General features: G+C 72.3%; 16 protein-coding genes. 8 read left to right on the top strand and 8 right to left on the bottom strand.

Features of this window, described 5'->3' with window-relative positions; all coding sequences use genetic code 11:
* Nucleotides 1–347 precede the first annotated feature (347 nt).
* The 4 genes from BIX52_RS13430 to BIX52_RS13415 form a co-directional block, all read right to left on the bottom strand.
* On the bottom strand, nucleotides 348–1142 hold the full coding sequence (locus BIX52_RS13430; protein WP_139312771.1) for a hypothetical protein: 795 nt from the start codon (nucleotides 1140–1142) through the stop codon (nucleotides 348–350).
* Nucleotides 1143–1249: 107 nt separating this feature from the next.
* Nucleotides 1250–1915, bottom strand: a complete 666-nt coding sequence (gene gspM / locus BIX52_RS13425; protein WP_157956258.1) for a type II secretion system protein GspM — start codon at nucleotides 1913–1915, stop codon at nucleotides 1250–1252.
* Nucleotides 1916–2465: 550 nt separating this feature from the next.
* Nucleotides 2466–3482 carry a PilN domain-containing protein gene (locus BIX52_RS22885; RefSeq protein ID WP_075221550.1) on the bottom strand — a complete coding sequence of 339 codons (1017 nt, stop codon included), beginning with the start codon at nucleotides 3480–3482 and terminating at the stop codon, nucleotides 2466–2468.
* Nucleotides 3483–3513: 31 nt separating this feature from the next.
* Complete coding sequence (locus tag BIX52_RS13415) at nucleotides 3514–5304, bottom strand: GspE/PulE family protein (RefSeq protein ID WP_205647821.1); 1791 nt, start codon at nucleotides 5302–5304, stop codon at nucleotides 3514–3516.
* Nucleotides 5305–5687: 383 nt separating this feature from the next.
* Between BIX52_RS13415 and gspD the strand changes: the two genes are divergently transcribed.
* From gspD to BIX52_RS13375, 8 genes are all read left to right on the top strand, one after another.
* A complete protein-coding gene (gene gspD / locus BIX52_RS13410) occupies nucleotides 5688–7811 on the top strand; it encodes a type II secretion system secretin GspD (protein ID WP_157956257.1) in 2124 nt (707 codons plus the stop codon).
* A complete protein-coding gene (locus BIX52_RS13405; RefSeq protein WP_205647820.1) occupies nucleotides 7808–8377 on the top strand; it encodes a prepilin peptidase in 570 nt (189 codons plus the stop codon). Before gspD ends, BIX52_RS13405 begins: the two co-directional genes overlap by 4 nt.
* 39 nt (nucleotides 8378–8416) lie before the next feature.
* The gene (locus tag BIX52_RS13400; protein ID WP_075221548.1) at nucleotides 8417–9622 is read left to right on the top strand and encodes a type II secretion system F family protein; all 1206 of its coding nucleotides are present in this window, start codon (nucleotides 8417–8419) and stop codon (nucleotides 9620–9622) included.
* A gap of 8 nt (nucleotides 9623–9630) precedes the next feature.
* Nucleotides 9631–10107 carry a type II secretion system major pseudopilin GspG gene (gene gspG, locus BIX52_RS13395; RefSeq protein WP_075221611.1) on the top strand — a complete coding sequence of 159 codons (477 nt, stop codon included), beginning with the start codon at nucleotides 9631–9633 and terminating at the stop codon, nucleotides 10105–10107.
* Nucleotides 10104–10640, top strand: a complete 537-nt coding sequence (locus BIX52_RS13390; protein WP_075221547.1) for a GspH/FimT family pseudopilin — start codon at nucleotides 10104–10106, stop codon at nucleotides 10638–10640. The genes gspG and BIX52_RS13390 overlap by 4 nt, the downstream gene beginning before the upstream one ends.
* A gap of 20 nt (nucleotides 10641–10660) precedes the next feature.
* Nucleotides 10661–11038, top strand: coding sequence for a prepilin-type N-terminal cleavage/methylation domain-containing protein (locus BIX52_RS13385; protein WP_075221546.1), 378 nt, complete (start codon nucleotides 10661–10663; stop codon nucleotides 11036–11038).
* A 146-nt stretch (nucleotides 11039–11184) separates the two neighbouring features.
* Nucleotides 11185–11763, top strand: a complete 579-nt coding sequence (locus BIX52_RS22880; RefSeq protein ID WP_075221545.1) for a hypothetical protein — start codon at nucleotides 11185–11187, stop codon at nucleotides 11761–11763.
* Nucleotides 11760–12686: a type II secretion system protein GspK gene (locus BIX52_RS13375; protein ID WP_139312770.1), complete on the top strand. Its 927-nt coding sequence runs from the start codon at nucleotides 11760–11762 to the stop codon at nucleotides 12684–12686. Before BIX52_RS22880 ends, BIX52_RS13375 begins: the two co-directional genes overlap by 4 nt.
* A gap of 50 nt (nucleotides 12687–12736) precedes the next feature.
* Here the strand turns inward: BIX52_RS13375 and BIX52_RS13370 are convergent, their stop codons facing one another.
* From BIX52_RS13370 to BIX52_RS13355, 4 genes are all read right to left on the bottom strand, one after another.
* Nucleotides 12737–13180 carry a host attachment family protein gene (locus BIX52_RS13370; protein WP_075221543.1) on the bottom strand — a complete coding sequence of 148 codons (444 nt, stop codon included), beginning with the start codon at nucleotides 13178–13180 and terminating at the stop codon, nucleotides 12737–12739.
* Nucleotides 13181–13211: 31 nt separating this feature from the next.
* Nucleotides 13212–14282, bottom strand: a complete 1071-nt coding sequence (locus tag BIX52_RS13365; RefSeq protein ID WP_075221542.1) for a dipeptidase — start codon at nucleotides 14280–14282, stop codon at nucleotides 13212–13214.
* Between the two features lie 156 nt (nucleotides 14283–14438).
* Nucleotides 14439–15437, bottom strand: a complete 999-nt coding sequence (locus BIX52_RS13360; RefSeq protein WP_075221541.1) for a TRAP transporter substrate-binding protein — start codon at nucleotides 15435–15437, stop codon at nucleotides 14439–14441.
* Between the two features lie 26 nt (nucleotides 15438–15463).
* Entirely contained in the window at nucleotides 15464–17341 is a 1878-nt protein-coding gene (locus BIX52_RS13355; RefSeq protein ID WP_139312769.1) for a TRAP transporter large permease subunit, read from the bottom strand.
* Between the last annotated feature and the right edge of the window lie 31 nt (nucleotides 17342–17372).

The following is a 17372-nucleotide window of genomic DNA, read 5'->3' as shown; positions in this document are numbered from 1 at the left end:
GACGAAGATCGCCAGAGAGCAACTTGGGCATGGTGGCTGGCCCTCCACCGCCAGCCACCATGTTGAATCAGAATGCTGCTGATTCGGGAATCCCCTGCCGATTCACTCTGAGCGCGAAGCGCTCTAATCGAGGCTCGTCTACGCCTGCTGTGCGCCCTGCATCGCGGTCCCTCGATCACGCCGCGCAGTCTCGATCCCGCGGCGCCGAGGCGGGGGGCCTAAGCAAGCGCGTCGGCGGCGGCGACGGAGCGGCCCATTGCCTGACGCCGCAAATGGTGGGGCAAAACCGACCGTTGTGCCGCCTCCCGCGGTGGGTGCCGGGCGTGCCCCCGCGTGCCGAGAGGGCGTCAGCGTTCGATCTTCAACTCGCCGCGCAGGATTTTCACCAGCGTGTCACTGGAGACGTCGGAGAGGGCGTGCCGCGGATAGGGGGTCGGATTGTCCGGCTCCGGGTCGGGCGCGTCGGCATGTGGGCGGCCTGGATCGAAGAGTTGCAGCGCCACACTCTGGTCGCCGTCCGAAAGGGTGATGCTGTCCGCTGCGACCGCCTCCACCGTCCAGCGGCCGACGATGTCGCCCGGCTGTAGCGAGACGGTCGTTCCCTCCTCGAGATCCTCAACAATGGCAACGACGCGGCCGCTGAGCTCCATCACGCCGATGAGGACGAGCTCCGGCTCGGCCTCGACAGGCGCGGGCGGCAGCACGACGCGGCGCGGCGCGGCCGAGGGCGGCCGCCGCGTCGGCGAGAAGAGGGGGCGCGCACGGGCCGCGGCGCTGAGGTCCGCCCCGCGACCCGCCAGCGGATGCGCCGCCGTGCCGACGTCGCCGCCCGTCTGCGCCGTAGCGCCCCCCGCGGCGAACAGCGTTGCGGCGAGGATAAAGATTGCACGCAAACCGAAGGCGCGCACGCAGGAGCCACCGCGCGCGAGCAGAACCAAACCGAGCCGTGAGGCGATTAGCGCTACCGGACCGCCCATAAGGCGACCGCGGGCGGCCACGGCAAGTGCGGGCAGATGCATCGCGTGCTTGAGCTGGGGGGCAACGGCACACGCGGCCCTGGCGACTACGGGAGCGGCGACTGCTGGCATCGCGAAGGCGAACATGGCGAGCGTGAGGCGGGTGACCGTGGCCAGAGCGACCACGACGCAACCGCTTAGGACCGAAGGCGGCGCGGGAAGGCGAAACGCGGGGAGCGGGATCGGACGCAGCGCAATCGGGGCGACGAGAAGCGTGGAGCAGGTGGATCTGATCATACCGCATCCTCGGGACGGAAACCGCGAACGACAAGTTCGACCCGGAGGCGAGGCTCACCGGGCGTAGCCTCTCCGGCGACGGGCGAAGCGGTCATCGACAGCGCGTCGATTTTCAGAAGCGGCAGCGTGGTTTCGATCGCCGTCAGCGTGTCCAGCATCTGCCCGTTGTTGGCCTCGAACGTCACCCTGAGGCGGATGTCGCCCGGCCCCTCGGCGGGTTCCGGCTGGAAGGCGGCGATGGCGGCCCCGCTGGCGGTCAATATCGCGCTGAGCCGGGCCTGCAGTGCCGCCCCCGCCAGCGCGGGCGAGGCGCCGGGGAGGTAGATCGCGCTCTCGTCCGGCGCGCCCGGACCGGCCAGCCGGCCGATGCGCGCCCGCAGGGGTGCCATCTCGACCGCCCGCCGTTCGATCGCCGCGCGGGTCTCTCCCAACGTGACGAGATTGACCGCCGCTACGGAAAGAAACGCGAGAGGTCCGCCGACGAAGAGCGCCGTCGCCGCAATCCGCATGCCGCGGGAGGCCAGCGCGCGGGGGGCGGTGGTCCGGCCTTCGAGAGGCGCGCCGCCGCGTACGGGTTGTCGGCTGAGCATGGGGGCATGCCCGTCGGCGGGGTCGCTGCCGGCCACGGGGTCGCGTCCAGCGACCGGCTCGTGTCTGGGCATGGGCTCACGTTCAGGCAAAGGGGCATGCTCGAGGACGGATCCCCGGCCGGGCATTGGGGCACGTGCGGGGACGGCATCACGTCCAGGGAAGGGTTTGTTGCCCATCACGGGGTCGTGTCTGGGTACGGGCCCACGTCCAGGCACGGAGACATATCCGAGGACGCCTTCGCGGCCGGGCAGGCGGTGCATGCGGGCACGGAATTGTGTCCAGGCACGGGGTCGCGGTCGTGCAGGGAGGTGCGTCCTGGTGCGGATCCGCGTTCGGGGACTGGGGCATGTCCAAGGGCGGAACCGCCGACGGACACGGAGCCTCGTCCGAGGACGGGGTCGTGTGGCGGGGTGGCGTCGTGGAAGGGAACCGGGTCGCGTCCGGGCACAGGGACGAGTCGGGGGCCGCGGACAGGAACGGGATCCCGTCCCGGCGCACGAACGTGTGTGGGGTCGCGGTCGCGGCAGCGCTGCAGGACGCTGCGGCGGACGGCGCCGCGTCTGGGCACGAGGTCGCCTCCGGTGGTGGGGGCGCCGGTGGGGTGCCGGGGCGCGGCGGGCGTCATTGGGGGGGCTCCGCGGTGGGGGCGGGTCGTGTGGCCAGTATGTCGAACCGGTCCGCGCCGCTGTCGGTTCGCACGACCGGGGCGCCGAAGCGCACGTCCGTCAGGCCGGTGGTGCCGTCAGCCCCGCCCAGGCCGTCCAGCAGGGCGACGAGGCCGGGGGCGTCGTTCGTCAAACCGGCGAGATGCAGACTGTCCGGTTCGATCTGAAGCGCCGTGAGGTACGTGGCGTCCGGCAGCCGCTCGGCCAGCGCATCGATCAGAACGGTGACGCTCCACGTCTCGCCCGCCGCGGCGAGAAGCCCCGCGGCGCGGTCCCCCCCGCCGCTCGCGGTCCGGGCGACCAGCGCCCTGCGCAGACCCGCAAGGTCACGCTCGACTGTGGCGAGGGCGGTCTCCTCGGCCCCGCGCAGCACCTCCGTCGTCACCGCAGCCGCGCCCGTCAGCACCAGTGCGAGCGCGCTGTAGACCGCCACCGCTCGCCTCAGCCCGGCATGCGACGGGGCGCGGGCGCCGCCATGAAGGTCGATGAGGAGAGGCGCCTCGGGCGCGCCATCGTCGACGCCGAGGGCGGTCACGGTGAGCCCGAGGTCCGCCATGGCTCTGTCCGCCGCGGCGGCGGTGGCGGCTGAGGTGGCGGCGAAGGCGACCTCCATCTGCCTATCCGCCCCCGGCGCACCGGCGGCGGCGTAGCCGAACACCACCTGCGACGGATCCCACGGGGTCAGCCTGTCCAGCCGGTGCCGCAACAGCGCTTCAGCGAATTCGCGGCCCTCGGCGGGGAGGGAGACGGTGCGCGTCAGCACCTTGTCCGGTGCGAGCCGCACCTCCACGGTGCCGCGATGGCCCTTCGCCTCGGCCGCCGTCACGGGCACGGCGCGGCCGCCCTTCACGCGCACGAGCGCATAGCCCTCCGCCGTCTCGCGCGCGACGAGGCGCACCCCGCCGCCGCGCACGGCCAGCGGCGCAATCACCTCCGCGAAGGCATCAACGAGACGACCCGTCAGACTGACCATTCACACATCCACTCTCGCCGCATCGCCCGCCTCAGCCGGCGATGCGCACGACCTCGTCCACCGTCGTCATCCCGTCCGCCACCTTGGCGAGACCGTCCTCCAGCATGGAGCGCATGCCGGCCGCCCGCGCCGCCGCTCCGATCGCGTCCGGGTCCGGCACTCCGCGCACCAGTCCGGCGATGGCCGGGGTCACGCCCAGGACCTCGAAGATCCCGACCCGCCCGCGATAGCCCGACTGGCCGCACGCCGCGCAGCCCTTCGCGCGCATCCCCCGCGCGTCCGGCGGGACGGCGCCCGGAACGCCGAGCGATGCCGCCACCGGGGCCAGCGCCTCGCCCGGCTCCGCGCACCGCAGGCACAGCCGCCGCACCAGCCGCTGCCCGACCACACCGCGCAGGGTCGACGCGATCAGGTAGGGCGCCACCCCCATGTCCACCAGCCGCACCACAGCGTCGGCGGCGCTGTTGGTGTGCAGCGTCGTCAGCACCAGATGCCCCGTCAGCGCGGCCTGGATGCCGATCGCCGCCGTCTCACCGTCGCGCATCTCGCCCACCATGATGACGTCGGGATCGTGCCGCAGGAAGGCCCTCAGCGCGCTCGCGAAGGTCACGCCGATGGCCGGGCGCACCTGGGTCTGATGAACGCCCGCGATCTGGTACTCGACAGGGTCCTCCACCGTCACGATCTTGCGCGCCGGGTCGTTCAGCATGCCGATGATGGTGGCGAGCGTCGTCGTCTTCCCGCTGCCGGTGGGGCCGGTGACGATGAGGATGCCGTGCGGCTCGGCGATGAGGTCCGTCACCGACGCGCGGTCCGCCGCCCCCATGCCGATGCGCGACAGGTCCAGCAGACGTGTATCGCGCAGCAGGATGCGCAGCACGGCCGTCTCACCGTGCATGGTGGGCATGACGGCGACGCGCAGATCCGCCTCCGCCTGGCCGATGCGCACGTTGGCCCGCCCGTCCTGCGGCAGGCGCCGCTCGGCGATGTCGAGCCCGGCGAGGATCTTGATGCGTGACAGCACCGCCGGGGCCATCGCCCGCGGCAGTGCCGGTTCGGCGCGCAGCAGGCCGTCCACCCTGAGGCGCACCTTCAGGTGGTCGCGCTCGGTCTCGACGTGGATGTCCGTCGCGCCGAGCTCCACCGCGCGCTCCAGCAGGCCGTCGACCAGCCGCACCACGGGGGCGCCGCGGGCGAGGTCCTTCAGCGTGTCGATGGACTCCTCCAGCACCAGCGCCGGGTCGGCGGCGGGCGCCACGGCGGCGGGCGGGGGGCTTTGCGCCGGTGCGGCGGCGTCCGCCCCGTCCAGCAGCACCTCGATGTCCTCGAACGAGGCGACCGCCAGCGGCAGAGCCTCGCCCGCCGCCATGCGCACGGCTTTGATGGCGTCGCTCGACGACGGGTCGGCGACCAGAAGCAGCCCGCCCCCGGCACCGTCGGCGAGGGGGCAGATGTGGGCCTCGCGCAGGAAGCGGCGCGACAGGTTGGCGATGGCGGGGCGCAGCGCGCCGAGCCCCTCGATGTCGCGGCAGTCGAGGCCGGAGGCGGCGGCGGCGGCCTCGGCGATGGCGTCCGCCGGGGCGGCACCCGCCCGCCAGGCCGTTTCGAGGTCGCCGTGGCTGGCGAGGAGCGCGGCGAGATCGGCCTCGCCGCTCATCGTGCGGGACGGTGCGGCAGCGGACACCAAGGGCCGTGGCGCGCCGGGCTCGGTCGCTGGCGACATGGGCGAATGCTCGGGTGAGGGCGGCGCGGACGAGGGAGACGCGGGTGAGGGCGGCGCGGGCGAGAGGGACGGGCCGAGGCCGCCGGGGTGGTCCGTCATGGTGCCGCCTCCTTCCCGCCGTGCTCCACTTGGCGCGCCCGGCGATGGATACGCCCAAGTCATACCGTGGCGACATGTCGATGTTTTCGCGCCGGACGGGTCCGACACAGATATGACCAAGGCCTGCCTGGTGTCGCGCCCTGAATAAGCGCACCTTGTTGCCAAGATACATCGCGCGGCACCGAATGTCCGGCCCGAAGCCGCCACCATTCACCTTTCGTGCATGAACCGCGTATAACTATTGCGCTAAGAGTTGGCCAGTGCGGTGTCTATCCCGGTGCCGCCGATGTGGAGTGTCCGCCAACGCCGGTCCGGCGCGTGCGGAGGAGGGTGGCGTGAGTTTGCGCGCGGGTGCGGCACATTTGCGGGCGGTCGTGTGCCTTGTGGCCGCGGCTGTTGTCGTCCTCGCCCTCGCCGGATGCGGCGCGCGCGGCCCCGCCGCCATCAACGGCGCGTTCCAGAACGAGCCTATCTTCGGCGACCTCAGCGCCCGCTCGGCCAAGAAGGTCGCGCCCGCCACGGCCCAGGGCCTCGTCCCGCTCGACGGCACCATCGGCACCACCCAGACCTTCACCGAAACCGCCGGAACCGACGCCCCCGGCGGCGGCGCCCGCGGCGGGTCGGCTGCGGCGCAGGCGTTGGGCTCCGCCGAAACCTTCCGCCTCAACTTCGACAATGCCGATCTCGCCCAGGTCGTGCGCTCCATCCTGGCCGATGCGCTGCAGGAAAATTACACCACCAGCGGCACCATCTCCGGCACGGTGACGATCTCGTCCGAGCGCCCGGTGCGGCGCGAAGAGCTTCTCGCGATCCTGGAGAACCTCCTCGACGGGGAGGGCTATGCGCTGGTCAAGACCGCGTCCGGCTACCGTGTCGAGCCGAGCGGATCGTCTCCCGGCCGGGTCGACCGCGGGCGGGAGCTGCCGGGCTACGGCGTCTCCATCGTGCCGCTGCGCTACGTGTCGGTGGATACGATCTCCACCATCCTGCAAGGCTTCGTGGTGCCGACCGACAACCTGTCGATCAGCGTGGCCGAGAACGCCATCGTCGTGCGCGGACCCAGCGGCAAGCGCGCCGAGGTGGTGGAGGCGGTGCAATCCTTCGACGCCGATTGGATGCGCGGTCAATCCGTCTCGATCTTCGAGCTGCGCCGGGCCAAGCCGGCGGACGTGGTGAGCGAACTCAACACCATCTTCGCCAGCGAGGAAGAGAACGTCGCGGCGGGTGCGATCCAGTTCAAAGCGCTCAACCGGGTGAAGGCGGTGATGGCGGTGACCAAGAGCCGCGATCTGATGCGCCGCGCCTCCTCCTGGGTCCGCCGTCTCGACATCGGCAACGCCAAGACCACCGAGAACGTCTTCGTCTACCGCGCCAAGCACCGCAATGCGTCCGAGCTGGCGAGCGTGGTGGGCGGGCTCTTCAACGCCGACACCACGACCTCGCGCCAGCCGGAACGTGGGGCACGCGCCACGGTGGAGAGTGCCTTCGCCGCCGAGAGCACGGGGCTGCGCGACCGCTTCGCCGACGCCGCGTCCGCGCTGACGGGCGAGGAGGTGGCGACCGACATCGACCTCACCACCGGCAACCCGGACAGCCCCATCAAGGTCAGCGCCGACGTCGCCAACAACGCGGTGGTCGTCTACGCTGACGGCGCCACCTACGAGAAGATCCTCGCCACCTTGAAGGCGCTCGACGCGACTCCGGTGCAGGTGGCGATCAACGTCACGATCGCCGAAGTGCGCCTCACCGATCAGCTCGAATTCGGCGTTCAGTACTTCGTGAAGAGCAGGAGCGTGGGCCTCGACCGCGACGTCGGCTCCGCCTCGCTCTTCACCGAAGTCGCCAACACTCTGCAAAAGCAGATCCCCGGCTTCAACTTCGTCGTCGGCTCCGACGCAAATCCCGACGTCATCATCTCCGCGCTCGACGCGATCACCGACGTCGAGGTCCTCTCCTCGCCCTCTCTGGTCGTGGTGGAGAACGAGACGGCCTCGCTCCAGGTGGGCGATTCGGTGCCCGTCACCGTGCGACAGGCGCAGAGCGTGGAGAACGTGGACTCGCCGATCGTCAATCAGGTGGAGTTCCGCGACACCGGCATCATCCTGGAGGTGACGCCGCGCATAGGTGACAACGACATGGTGACGATGAAGGTGAGCCAGGAGATTTCCGCCGTCGCCTCGGACGCCGGCAGCCTGACGCCGACCTTCTCGCGCCGCCGGGTCAACAGCGCCATCTCGGTCGCCAACGGGCAGACGGTGCTGCTCGCGGGAATGATCTCGGCGCGGCGGGAGTCGGGCGATCAGGGGATCCCGGTGCTGAAGGACGTTCCGGGGGTCGGCAAGCTCTTCTCGGACACCTCGAAGGGGTCGCAGCGCACCGAGCTCGTGGTGCTGATCCGCCCTGTGGTGATCCGCTCCGGCAACGATGCGCAGTCGGTCGCCGAGGAATTGCGGATGCGCATGCCGATCCTGTCCGGCCGCGACGCGCCGGTCGCGAAGAAGAATTGACGGCTCTGCCGGGCGATCACGGCATCGCGGCGCCGACCGCCGCGGCGGCAGGGGCGGGCCTTTGGACGGCCGTGATGCTGTCGGCCGTACCGGGCGCCGCGCCGTGGGCGATCGGCGGCGCCGTGTTCGGCCTCCTCGCCTGGGTCACCGTTGAGGACGCGCGCAGTTTCACCATCCCGGACCTCGCACTGGCGCCGCTCGCCGGCATCGCCGGAGCCGCGGCGTGGGATGCGGGTGTGCCGCTGTGGCAGATGGCGCTCGGCATCGTCGCGCCCGCCGCGGCGCTGTGGCTGGTGCGTGAGATGTTCTACCGCCGCCGCGGGGTGGACGCTCTGGGGTTCGGCGACGTGAAACTTGCCGGCGTGCTGGGCCTCCTCCTTGGGGTAGAGGGGTTCGCGTTGGCGCTCCTCGCGGCAAGCATGGCGGGGCTCGCCTTCGCCGGGGCGTTGCGCCTTGCCGGGCGGGACGTGACGGCCGAGACGAAGCTGCCGCTGGGCGCCTTCCTCGCCCCGGCGGCCTTTGCTTTATGGTGCCTGCCCGGCGGCGGCACGGCGGCGCTCTGGTAAGGCCCGGCGCCCGGAACGAGGGAGCCCGAAGGAGAGGCAATGGCGCGGTTCGACTACCGGGCGATCGACGCGGCAGGCAACCTCGCGGGCGGCTCCATCGAGGCGGGGTCCGCGGGCGAGGCGCTGGAGGCCGTGCGCCGTGCCGGCCTCACCCCGCTGGAGGCGCGACGGGCCGCGACGCGCCGCACCCTGCGTGACCTCCTCGCCCCGGACCCCGGCGCCGCCCCCGTCACCACCTTCACCACCGACCTTGCGATGCTGCTGAAGGGCGGCGTCACGCTCGCCGACGCGCTGCGGATCCTCGCCGAGCTGGAGCCGCGGCGTTGGCTGCGCGCGCTGATCGCGGCCATCCTCGCCGACATCACCGCCGGCAAGAGCCTGTCCGAAGCGCTGGCCCGGCACCCCAAGGCCTTCCCGCCCGTCTACGCCAAGACGGTGGAGGTGGCCGAGGCCGCCGGGCGACTGGAGGAGGCGCTGACCGGCCTCGCCGCCGAGCGCACCCGTGCCGAGGCGCTGCGGCGCAAGGTTTCGTCGGCGGTCGCCTATCCGGCCTTCCTGGTGGTGGCGGCGCTCGGTGTGCTCGCCTTCGTGCTGCTCTACGTGATCCCCCAGTTCGAGACCGCCATCGCCGGGTTCCGCGGCCAGATGACGGGGTCGGCGCTCCTCGTCTTCGACCTGTCGGCAGCGGTGCGCGCCCATGCCGACCTCATCGGCTCCGGTCTTACGCTGGTGCTGGCAGCGGCGCTTCTGGCCGGGCGGATCGGCGGCGGGCGGGGCCTTTGGATCGGCCTTGCCGCGCGGCTCCCGGTGACCCGGCCGATCGTGGCGCATGCCGAGGCGATGGCCTTCTGCCGCACGCTCGCCGTCCTCACCGGCAACGGGGTCGACATTTCCACCGCGCTCAGGCTGATCCGCGGGGTGATGCGCCGTCCGGGCGCGGCACGGCAGGTGGATGCGGTCACCGCCGAGGTGCGCCAGGGGCGGCGCCTGTCGGACGCGCTGACCGAGGCGGGGCTGATGTCGCCCCACGTGGTGCAGATGCTGCGGATCGGCGAGGAGGCGGGCGAGCTCGGCCCCGCCGCCGCCCGTGTCGCGGCCTTCTACGAGGTGAAGCTGGAGGCGGCGCTCGGCCGGCTGACGGCGGTGCTGGGACCGGCGCTGATGATCCTCGTGAGCCTCCTCATCGCCTGGGTCATCATCTCGGTGATGTCCGCCCTCATCGGCATCAACGATCTTCTCCTATAGTGGGCGTCATGAACCCTTCTCGTCTCCGTACCCGCATTCCTACCCCGTGCCGCTCCCTTGCTCGCCCCGCCGGGCGCGCGCCGCGGCGGGATCGTTCGGCCGGCTTCACGCTGGTGGAGCTACTCGTCGTTCTCGTCATTCTGGCGCTGGTGATGGGGCTGGTGGCACCGCGGGTGCTCGGCTACCTGTCCTCCTCGCGCGAGCGGGCCGCGGCGTTGCAGATCCAGTCGCTGGGCGCTGCGCTGGACCTCTATTTCATCGACGTCGGCCGCTATCCGAGTGCCGCCGAAGGGCTGGGCGCGCTTGTGCAGCGCCCGGGCGGGCTCGCGCGTTGGAACGGTCCCTACCTGCAACAAAATACCGTTCCGCTGGACCCCTGGGGCAACGCCTATGCCTACGCCGCCGAGGGGCCGCAGAGCTACACCATCGTCTCCCATGGGCCGGACGGGCGGGCCAGCGGCGGCGACGACATCGCCCCGCGATGACCCCGCGGCACCGCGCCGACATCCCTCCGCCGCTCCCCACTGCCACCGGTCTGCGGCGGCTGAACGGCGCGGGGGCGGTGGCGGCAGCGCGCCGCGGCACCGCGGGCTTTGCGCTGGTGGAGGCGATGCTGGCGCTGGTGCTCGTGGCGTTGGTGGCGGCGCTGGTGCTGCCCTGGGCCGGACCTGCGCGCGGCCGCATGACGCTCGACGCGGAAGCGCAGAGGGCGGCGGCCCACCTGAAGGCGGCGCGCGACGTCGCCGAGCGCACGGGTTTGCCGGTCGCCGTCAGCCTGAACCCGGCCGGGGACGCGCTGGTGGCGAGAGCGGACGGGCAAAGCGGGTCCACAGTCGGTGGGGCCGGAACGCTGGCCCTCGCACCCGGCGTCACCGCGAGCCTCGCCGCGCAAAGCGGGCGCATCGTCTTCGGGCCGGGCGGGGCGGCTGAGGCGGGCACCCTGCGCCTCCTCTTCGGGGATCGGTCCGTCACCATCGCCGTGCGCGCTTTTACCGAGGCGGTCGAGGTCGTCCCGTGACGAGGCGCAGGGCGTGCGGGGTGGACGGGTTCACCCTGGTGGAGGTGCTCGTCGCGCTTGCGGTGCTGGCCGCGGTCGGCATCGCCATCCAGCGCGGCATCGTCGCCGCCACGGGTACGGTGGCGCGTGCCGCGGAGGTCGCCTCCGCCGAGCGCGTCGCCCGTACGCTGCTCGACACGCCATTGCCGCCGGGTGCCGCGTTGGCGCCGCGCTCCGGCACCGCCGGCCCGCACCGCTGGACGATGCGTTTCGAGCCGCTGGCCTTCGCTCCCGCCCGTGTCGGTGAGGGTGCGGACAGCGTCACCTGGTCGCCGGTCCGGGTGCGCCTGACCGTATCGGCCGGGGCGGCAGCGCCCGTCACCGTGGAGACGGTGCGGCTGGTGGCGGACCGTCCATGAGGCGGCCCGTTTCGGAGTCGTACGACGCCGCAGCACGCGGGCCGCGCTGTGTCGGCCGGTGTCTGCCGGCACGCGAGCGGATCGGCCGACCGCCGCATGCCGAGCGATCCCGGAATGGACGGCGGGACCGGGCGGGCGGCTTCCTCATGGTGGAGGCGCTGGCGACGCTTCTCCTCAGCGGGCTCATCCTTCTCGGCCTCGCCTCGCTGCTCTCGCTGATGGCGGCCGCATCCGACCACGCCGCGGTCCGTGCGCAGCGCATGGAGCGGGACGGGCGTCTGGCGATCGCGCTCCGGCGCGACTTGGCCGCCGCGCTCCCGTTACGCGGGGCGGACGGGCTGACGATCTTCGACGGCGCGGCCGACCGTGTGACCTTCGCTGCCGCCGCCCCCGGCGGGATCGTGAGGGTAACGCTGCAGGCCTCGAACGGCGGCCTCCTGCGGGCCACGAGCGCGCTCACGGACGCCGCCGCAGGGACCGCGCCTTCCATGATCGCGCGTCAGCCGGTGCGCTTCCGTTTCGCGGGACGGGCCGCGCCGGGGGGAGCCGAATTCCTCGCCGACACATGGCCCAGCGGCCCGCGTGTGCCGGACGCGGTTCTCGTGGAGTTCGGCGGTCTCGTCGACCGCGTGGCGCTGAGGGCGAGCGCGGATCCGGGATGCGCCGCCGCACCGGATGCGGACATCGCCTGCGCCGAGCGACCCGCTCCAGAGGTCCCCCGATGACCCCCCCGCGCGCCGCCCGCCTGGACGCCGCCCCCTCGCGCGCCACCCGCCCGCGCGCCGCCCCCTCGCACGCCGCCCGCCCGCACGCCACTTGCCCGCCGGGACGCGGAGATGCCGGCTTCGTACTTGTCGCGGTTCTTGTGGTCCTGGCGTTGATGGCGGGGATCGTCGCGGCAGCGTCCCTGGCGGCGCGCGGGGCGGCCGGCAGTGTCCGCCTCGGCGCCGACATCCTGGCGGCCGATGCGATGGCGGACGCCGCCGTGAACCTCGCCGCCTTTCAGCTCTATGGCCTGAACCTTGGTCTGGCGGAGGTAAACGGTCAGCGCATCGTCTTCGACAACGGCACCGCCAGCATCACCGCCATCCCCGAGGCGGCGCGGATCGACCTCAACGCCGCCGCGCCGGAGGTCCTCGCGGCGCTGTGGCGGGGGCTTTCTCTGGGCGGGTCGGGCGAGGCCTTCGCGGCCGCCATCGAAGCGCGCCGCCAACAGGCCGCAGCGTCCGCCAGCGACGCGGCGCCCCGCCCGCCCGCTGTCCAAAACGTGGCGGCACTCGGCTCGCTGGGGGGCGTCGGTCCGGACGCGCTCGCGGCGCTGGACCCTTATGTCACGGTGTTCAATCCCGGCGGGGGTGTCGATCTGCTGACGGCGCCGCGGGCCGTCCTCGCCACGCTTCCGGGGGCGAGCCCGGCCGCGATCGACGCGGTGATCGCCCGTCGCGCCGACGCGCGCGATGCCGCTGAACTCGGCGCGCTGCTGCCGGCGGCGGGGGATCAGGCCGCCACCGGGCGCGCCCACCGGCTGACGGTGACGGTGGAGCATCCCGCGCTGGCCCCGCGGCGGACCGAGGTGGTGATTGCGCGGGGCGCTCGCCCGGGCGCGCTCTACCACGTCCTGGCGTGGCGGTGGCTCGCGGGCCCATGAAAAAAGGGGCGGGCCTGCGGCCGCCCCTCGTGCTTCCTGGCCTTCAGGTGTCAGGCGTTGATCAGCGCCTTCTCGATCTCGTCGATCGGGTGGTTCGTCAGTGCCTTCGGCACGTCGAAGACCAGACGTTCCTCCACCTCTTTGTGAAGGTTTTTCCGAAGCTCGCCCAGCACCTGCGGCGGTGCGGCGATGATCAGCTTCTGATATTCGCCCCTGTGCGCGGCCTTGTAGAGCCGCTCGGCGATCTCCTTGGCGAAGCGCTCCTTCTCCAGACGGTGCCAGTCGGTCTCCTCCACCGCGCTCTTGTGGCCGATGCCGTTGTCGGCACGGCGGCCGGGCGTGTCCGTCCCTTGCTCGCGCGTCGGCGGATTGTCATGCGCCATCTCGCGCACGACCGAGAGGTTCGGATGCGCGTCGTCGCTGCCGTTTTTCAGGAACAGCGCCTTCTCGCCGTCGCCGACCATGACCCATGCATCTGCTGGGATCGTATGCATGATTGATTGCCTCCCGTTAGTTGGCGGGGAGTCAATGAGCGGGCGGGGCGGCGGTTCCTGCGGTGAGAGCCTGGGTGCGTGACAAGATGTCCATCCAATTGCGGTAGCAGATGGCGTCGATCAGGTCGGCTCCATACCCGGCCTGCTGCATCAGATCGACCAGACGAGGAAGGCCCGCCGCGTCGCCGATGCCGGCCGGGATTACCGCGCCGTCGAAGTCCGAGCCGAGCGCGACGCCGCGCGGGCCGAGTTTCTCGAGCATATGGTCGAGGTGCCGGCGCATCGCGTCCAGCGGCGTGTCGGGGTCGCGCCGGGCATCGTCGCGCAGGATGAAGGTGGCGAAGTTCAGCCCGGCGACGCCCTCGCTGTCGCGGATGGCGTCCATCTGCGCATCGGTCAGGTTGCGCGAGCCGGGAGAGAGAACGTGGGCGTTGGAGTGGGTGGCGACGATGGGCGCGCGCGAGTGCCGCACCACGTCCCAGAAGCCCTTCTCGTTGAGGTGGCTCATGTCGAGCATCACGCCGAGATCGTTGCACGCCTTCACCAGGGCGATGCCGCGGTCGGTCAGCCCTTCGCCGATGTCGGGCGTGGAGGGGAAGCGGAAGGGGACGCCGTAGCCGAACACGGTGGGGCGGCTCCACACCAGGCCGAGGGAGCGGACACCTGCGGCGTAGAGGGTCTCGAGCTCGTCGAGGTCCGGGCCGATGGCTTCGGCGCCCTCCATGTGGAGCATCATGGCAAAAGCGCCGGCCTCGTTCGCGGCCTCCACCTCGGCCGGGGTGCGGCAGATCTTCACCGCACCACGGGACCGGCGCTCGATGCGGAAGGCGATGGCGAGTTCGGCGAGCGTCACCTCCAGCGCGCGGGGCTGGGCAAGGCCTGCGGGCGGCGCGTCGACGCTGCCTTGCGGCGCGGGCTTGGCGCGCTGCGGCTCCTCCCACACGAAGGTGGCGAAGATGCCGCCCATCATCCCGCCTTGGCGGGCGCGCGGAAGGTCGAGATGGCCGTCCGCATTCGTGCCGAGGAAGCGCTCGCCCGTCCGGTCCTTCTGCCACAGGCGCAGGAGGGCATCATTGTGCCCGTCGAAAATCCGCTGAGTCATCCGCTCCGTCCATGGCCTCCGTGAGGGTGGGTGAGCCGGCGTGCCGGTCTGCCGAGCCCGCAGGACCGTGGCCCGGCACGCTGTCGTGTCCGGATCGGCGCTGCCCGCAGGCCACCGCCGTTCCGGGTGCGAGTGTCGGCCGCCGGGCGCGCCGCGTCAACGCGCCGCTTCGATCGCCTTCAGAGCGTCCGCGGCGGCGGGGGACAGCGTGGCCACATACTCTTGCACGAAGGGCGCGACGGCCTCGCGCCAGGGCGCCTGATCGACCTTCACCAGGCGGGCGCGCTGGCCCTCGGCGCGGGTCATCGCCTCGTCCTGCTCGGTCTCGGTGAGGGTGTTGAAGTAGGCGGCCGCCTGCTGCGCCGCGCTTTCGAAGAGCGCCTGGTCCTCCTCGGACAGGCCGTCCCAGAAGGCGCGGTCGAAATAGACGACGCCGATCGCCCAGATGTGCGCCGTCTCCGACAGGACCGGCGCGACCTCGAACAGCTTCAGCGCTTCATAGCCGGATTTCGTCATGTCCATCGCATCGACGACACCGGTGCCGAGCGCGGTATAGGCCTCGGTGATCGGGAGTGCGGTGGGCTCCGCGCCGAGATAGCGCCACAGGGCGATGTGGAGGTCGCTCTCCAACGAGCGCATCTTCAGCCCCTCGAGCTGATCGGGTGTGGTGATCGGCTCTTTGCCCAGGAGGTTGCGGGCGCCGAAGATGATGAAGGCGGGCGTCTCGAACCCCTGTTCGCGGTAGGCGGCGCGCAGCTTGGCGCCGAGCCCGCCCTTCATCGCGGCCATGATGTGCTCGCGCCCGGTGAAGACGAAGGGCAGGTCCAGCACCGTGCCTTCCGGCACCCAGGTCGTGAGGTTGGCGACGGTGGAGAGGGCGCCGGTGATGGAGCCGAGTTGCACCCCCTCGGCCTCCTCCTTCTCGCCGCCGAGCGCACCGTTGGTGACGATGTTGAAGGTGTAGGTGCCCGGCCGGCCGGCTTCGACCAGCTCGGCGAACCGCTCCCAGAACAGGCTCTGCGGTTTCTCGGGCCCGTATTGGGACGTGACGGTCAGCGCCTCCGTGGGCGCCGCGTCCTGCGCCATGACGGGCGGAGCGGTCGCGATGGCGGCGAGGAAGGTCGCAGCGAGGGCGGCCGTGGCGGTGCGGAACATGGGCGGCTCCTTGGGTCAGACGTGGCTCAGAAGAGCCTGGCGAGGCCGGACGTGAGGGCTGGCAGAGCAATCAGCAGCGCGAGCCCCCCTGTCAGGGCGGTGAGATAGGGCAGCACCGCCCGGTAGACCCCCCCGATATGGGTGATGTCCTTTACCACGAGAACAAGGATGCCCACAGGCGGCGTCAATCCGCCCAGGAGAAGCGCGACCGTGAGGACGAGGGTGGTGTGGATCATGTCGCCGCCGGCGGCCGGGACGAGGACGGGGAGGAGGAGGAGGATGGCGGCGCCGACGTCGAGCACCGTGCCGATGACGAGGGCGATGGCAGCGGCCGCGGCGAGGACGAACCAGGGCGGGCCGTCGGGCAGGAAGGCGGCGGCGTTGAGGCCGCTGGTGGCGAAGACGAAGCCGACCGGCGCCGCGGCGCCGATGAGGAGGGCGACGCGGCCGGATTGGCGCGCCGCCTCGCCGAGCGCGTCGACGAGCGCACGCCCGCCCGCCTTGGCGGCGAAGAGGGCGGACATGAGCGCGGCTGCGAGCCCCGCCTCCACCGATGTGACGAGGCCGAAGCGCAGCCCTCCCAGCACAGTGACGGCGATGATGAGCGGCGGCACGAGGCCCCAAAGCACCGCCGCCCCCGTCTCCGCCGGTGGTGCGGCCGCGCTCACGGGCGCCGTTCGCGCCGCTGCCGCTTCGGCCGGTTTGATCCCTGCGACGGGATTTGCCCAGCGCCGGGGTGCAGCGTCCGCGTCTGTCGCGCCGGTGGGTGTGGTGGTGGCGCCCGCGGGGGGCTCAGCGGGAGACGCGACCGCAGCGGACGGGGCGGTGACAGGCGTGATTCTGACCGCGAGCCACAGCGCGGCAGCGAGGACGAGGCCGCCGCCGAGGCCCGCGATCCACAGCGCGCCGACCGACTGGTCGGTGGCCGCCGCCGCCAGAAGCAGCGCGATGGACGGCGGCAGGATGTTGGGGAGCACCGCCGAGGCCGCGGTGATGGCCGCCGCCCGCGCGGCCGGATAACCCGCCGCCACCATCGCCGGAACGAGCAGCCGTGCCCCCAGCGCCGCATCGGCGATGGAAGAGCCCGAGACGCCGCCGAAGAAGGTGCTGGCGATCACGTTCGCCTCGCCGAGCGCGGTGCGTCGCCGCCGTGCGAACCAGGTGGACGCCGCGACGAGCTTGTCGCCGACGCCGCCCGCCAGCATCAGCGAGGCGGACAGGATGAAGAGCGGGATGGCGAGGAGCACGTAAGGCGACAGGCCGCGCATGACGTTCTGCGCCAGCGCCGCGTCGGACAGGCGGCCGGGCGCGACGGCCACGCCGGCGACGAGGGCGAGCGCCACCGGCACCCTGAGCGCGAGCGCGAGCGCGAAGACGGCGGCTCCGGCGAGCGGCCCCTGCGGCGGCAGCGGCGCCACTGCGGCGGCGATGCCGAGCGCCGCGCCGAGGGCGGTCCACGGCCCGTGCAGCGTGCCGGCGAGGGCGGCGATGGCGAACACGGCGCCCGCCACATAGCGCCAGCCGCGCGGGATGGCGAGCACCGCTTCGGTCCCGCCGAGGCGTGTCGCCGCGCCGATCAGCCCGGCGGCGATCGTCGCCACCGCGAAAGCGGTGAGGGCGGTGGCGAGGGTCCCGCGCGGCCCGTCCGGCACGTCACCCATCAGCGACGGGAGTGCGGAGAAGGCGAGTGCGGTGAAGATCCACCCCGCCACCAGCGACGCGCCGACCACCGGCAGCCCGAACCAGCGCGCCGCGATGTTGAGGGCGAGCGCGGCGACCAGGCCGCCGAGCAGCAGCGCCCCGGCCCCGTCAGCCAGGCGCGGCAGTAAACCCGGTCTCCTGAGCGTTACGGCGAGGAGTGCTCGAAGCGGCCCCCGCCGGTCCGCCGCTGCCGCAGATGGCAAGGTGTCCGCGGGTGAAGCCGCGTCGGTGGGA

The sequence above is a fragment of the Acuticoccus yangtzensis genome (assembly GCF_001927245.1).
Taxonomy (GTDB): domain Bacteria; phylum Pseudomonadota; class Alphaproteobacteria; order Rhizobiales; family Amorphaceae; genus Acuticoccus; species Acuticoccus yangtzensis.
This window is presented reverse-complemented; position numbering and strand designations above follow the sequence as displayed.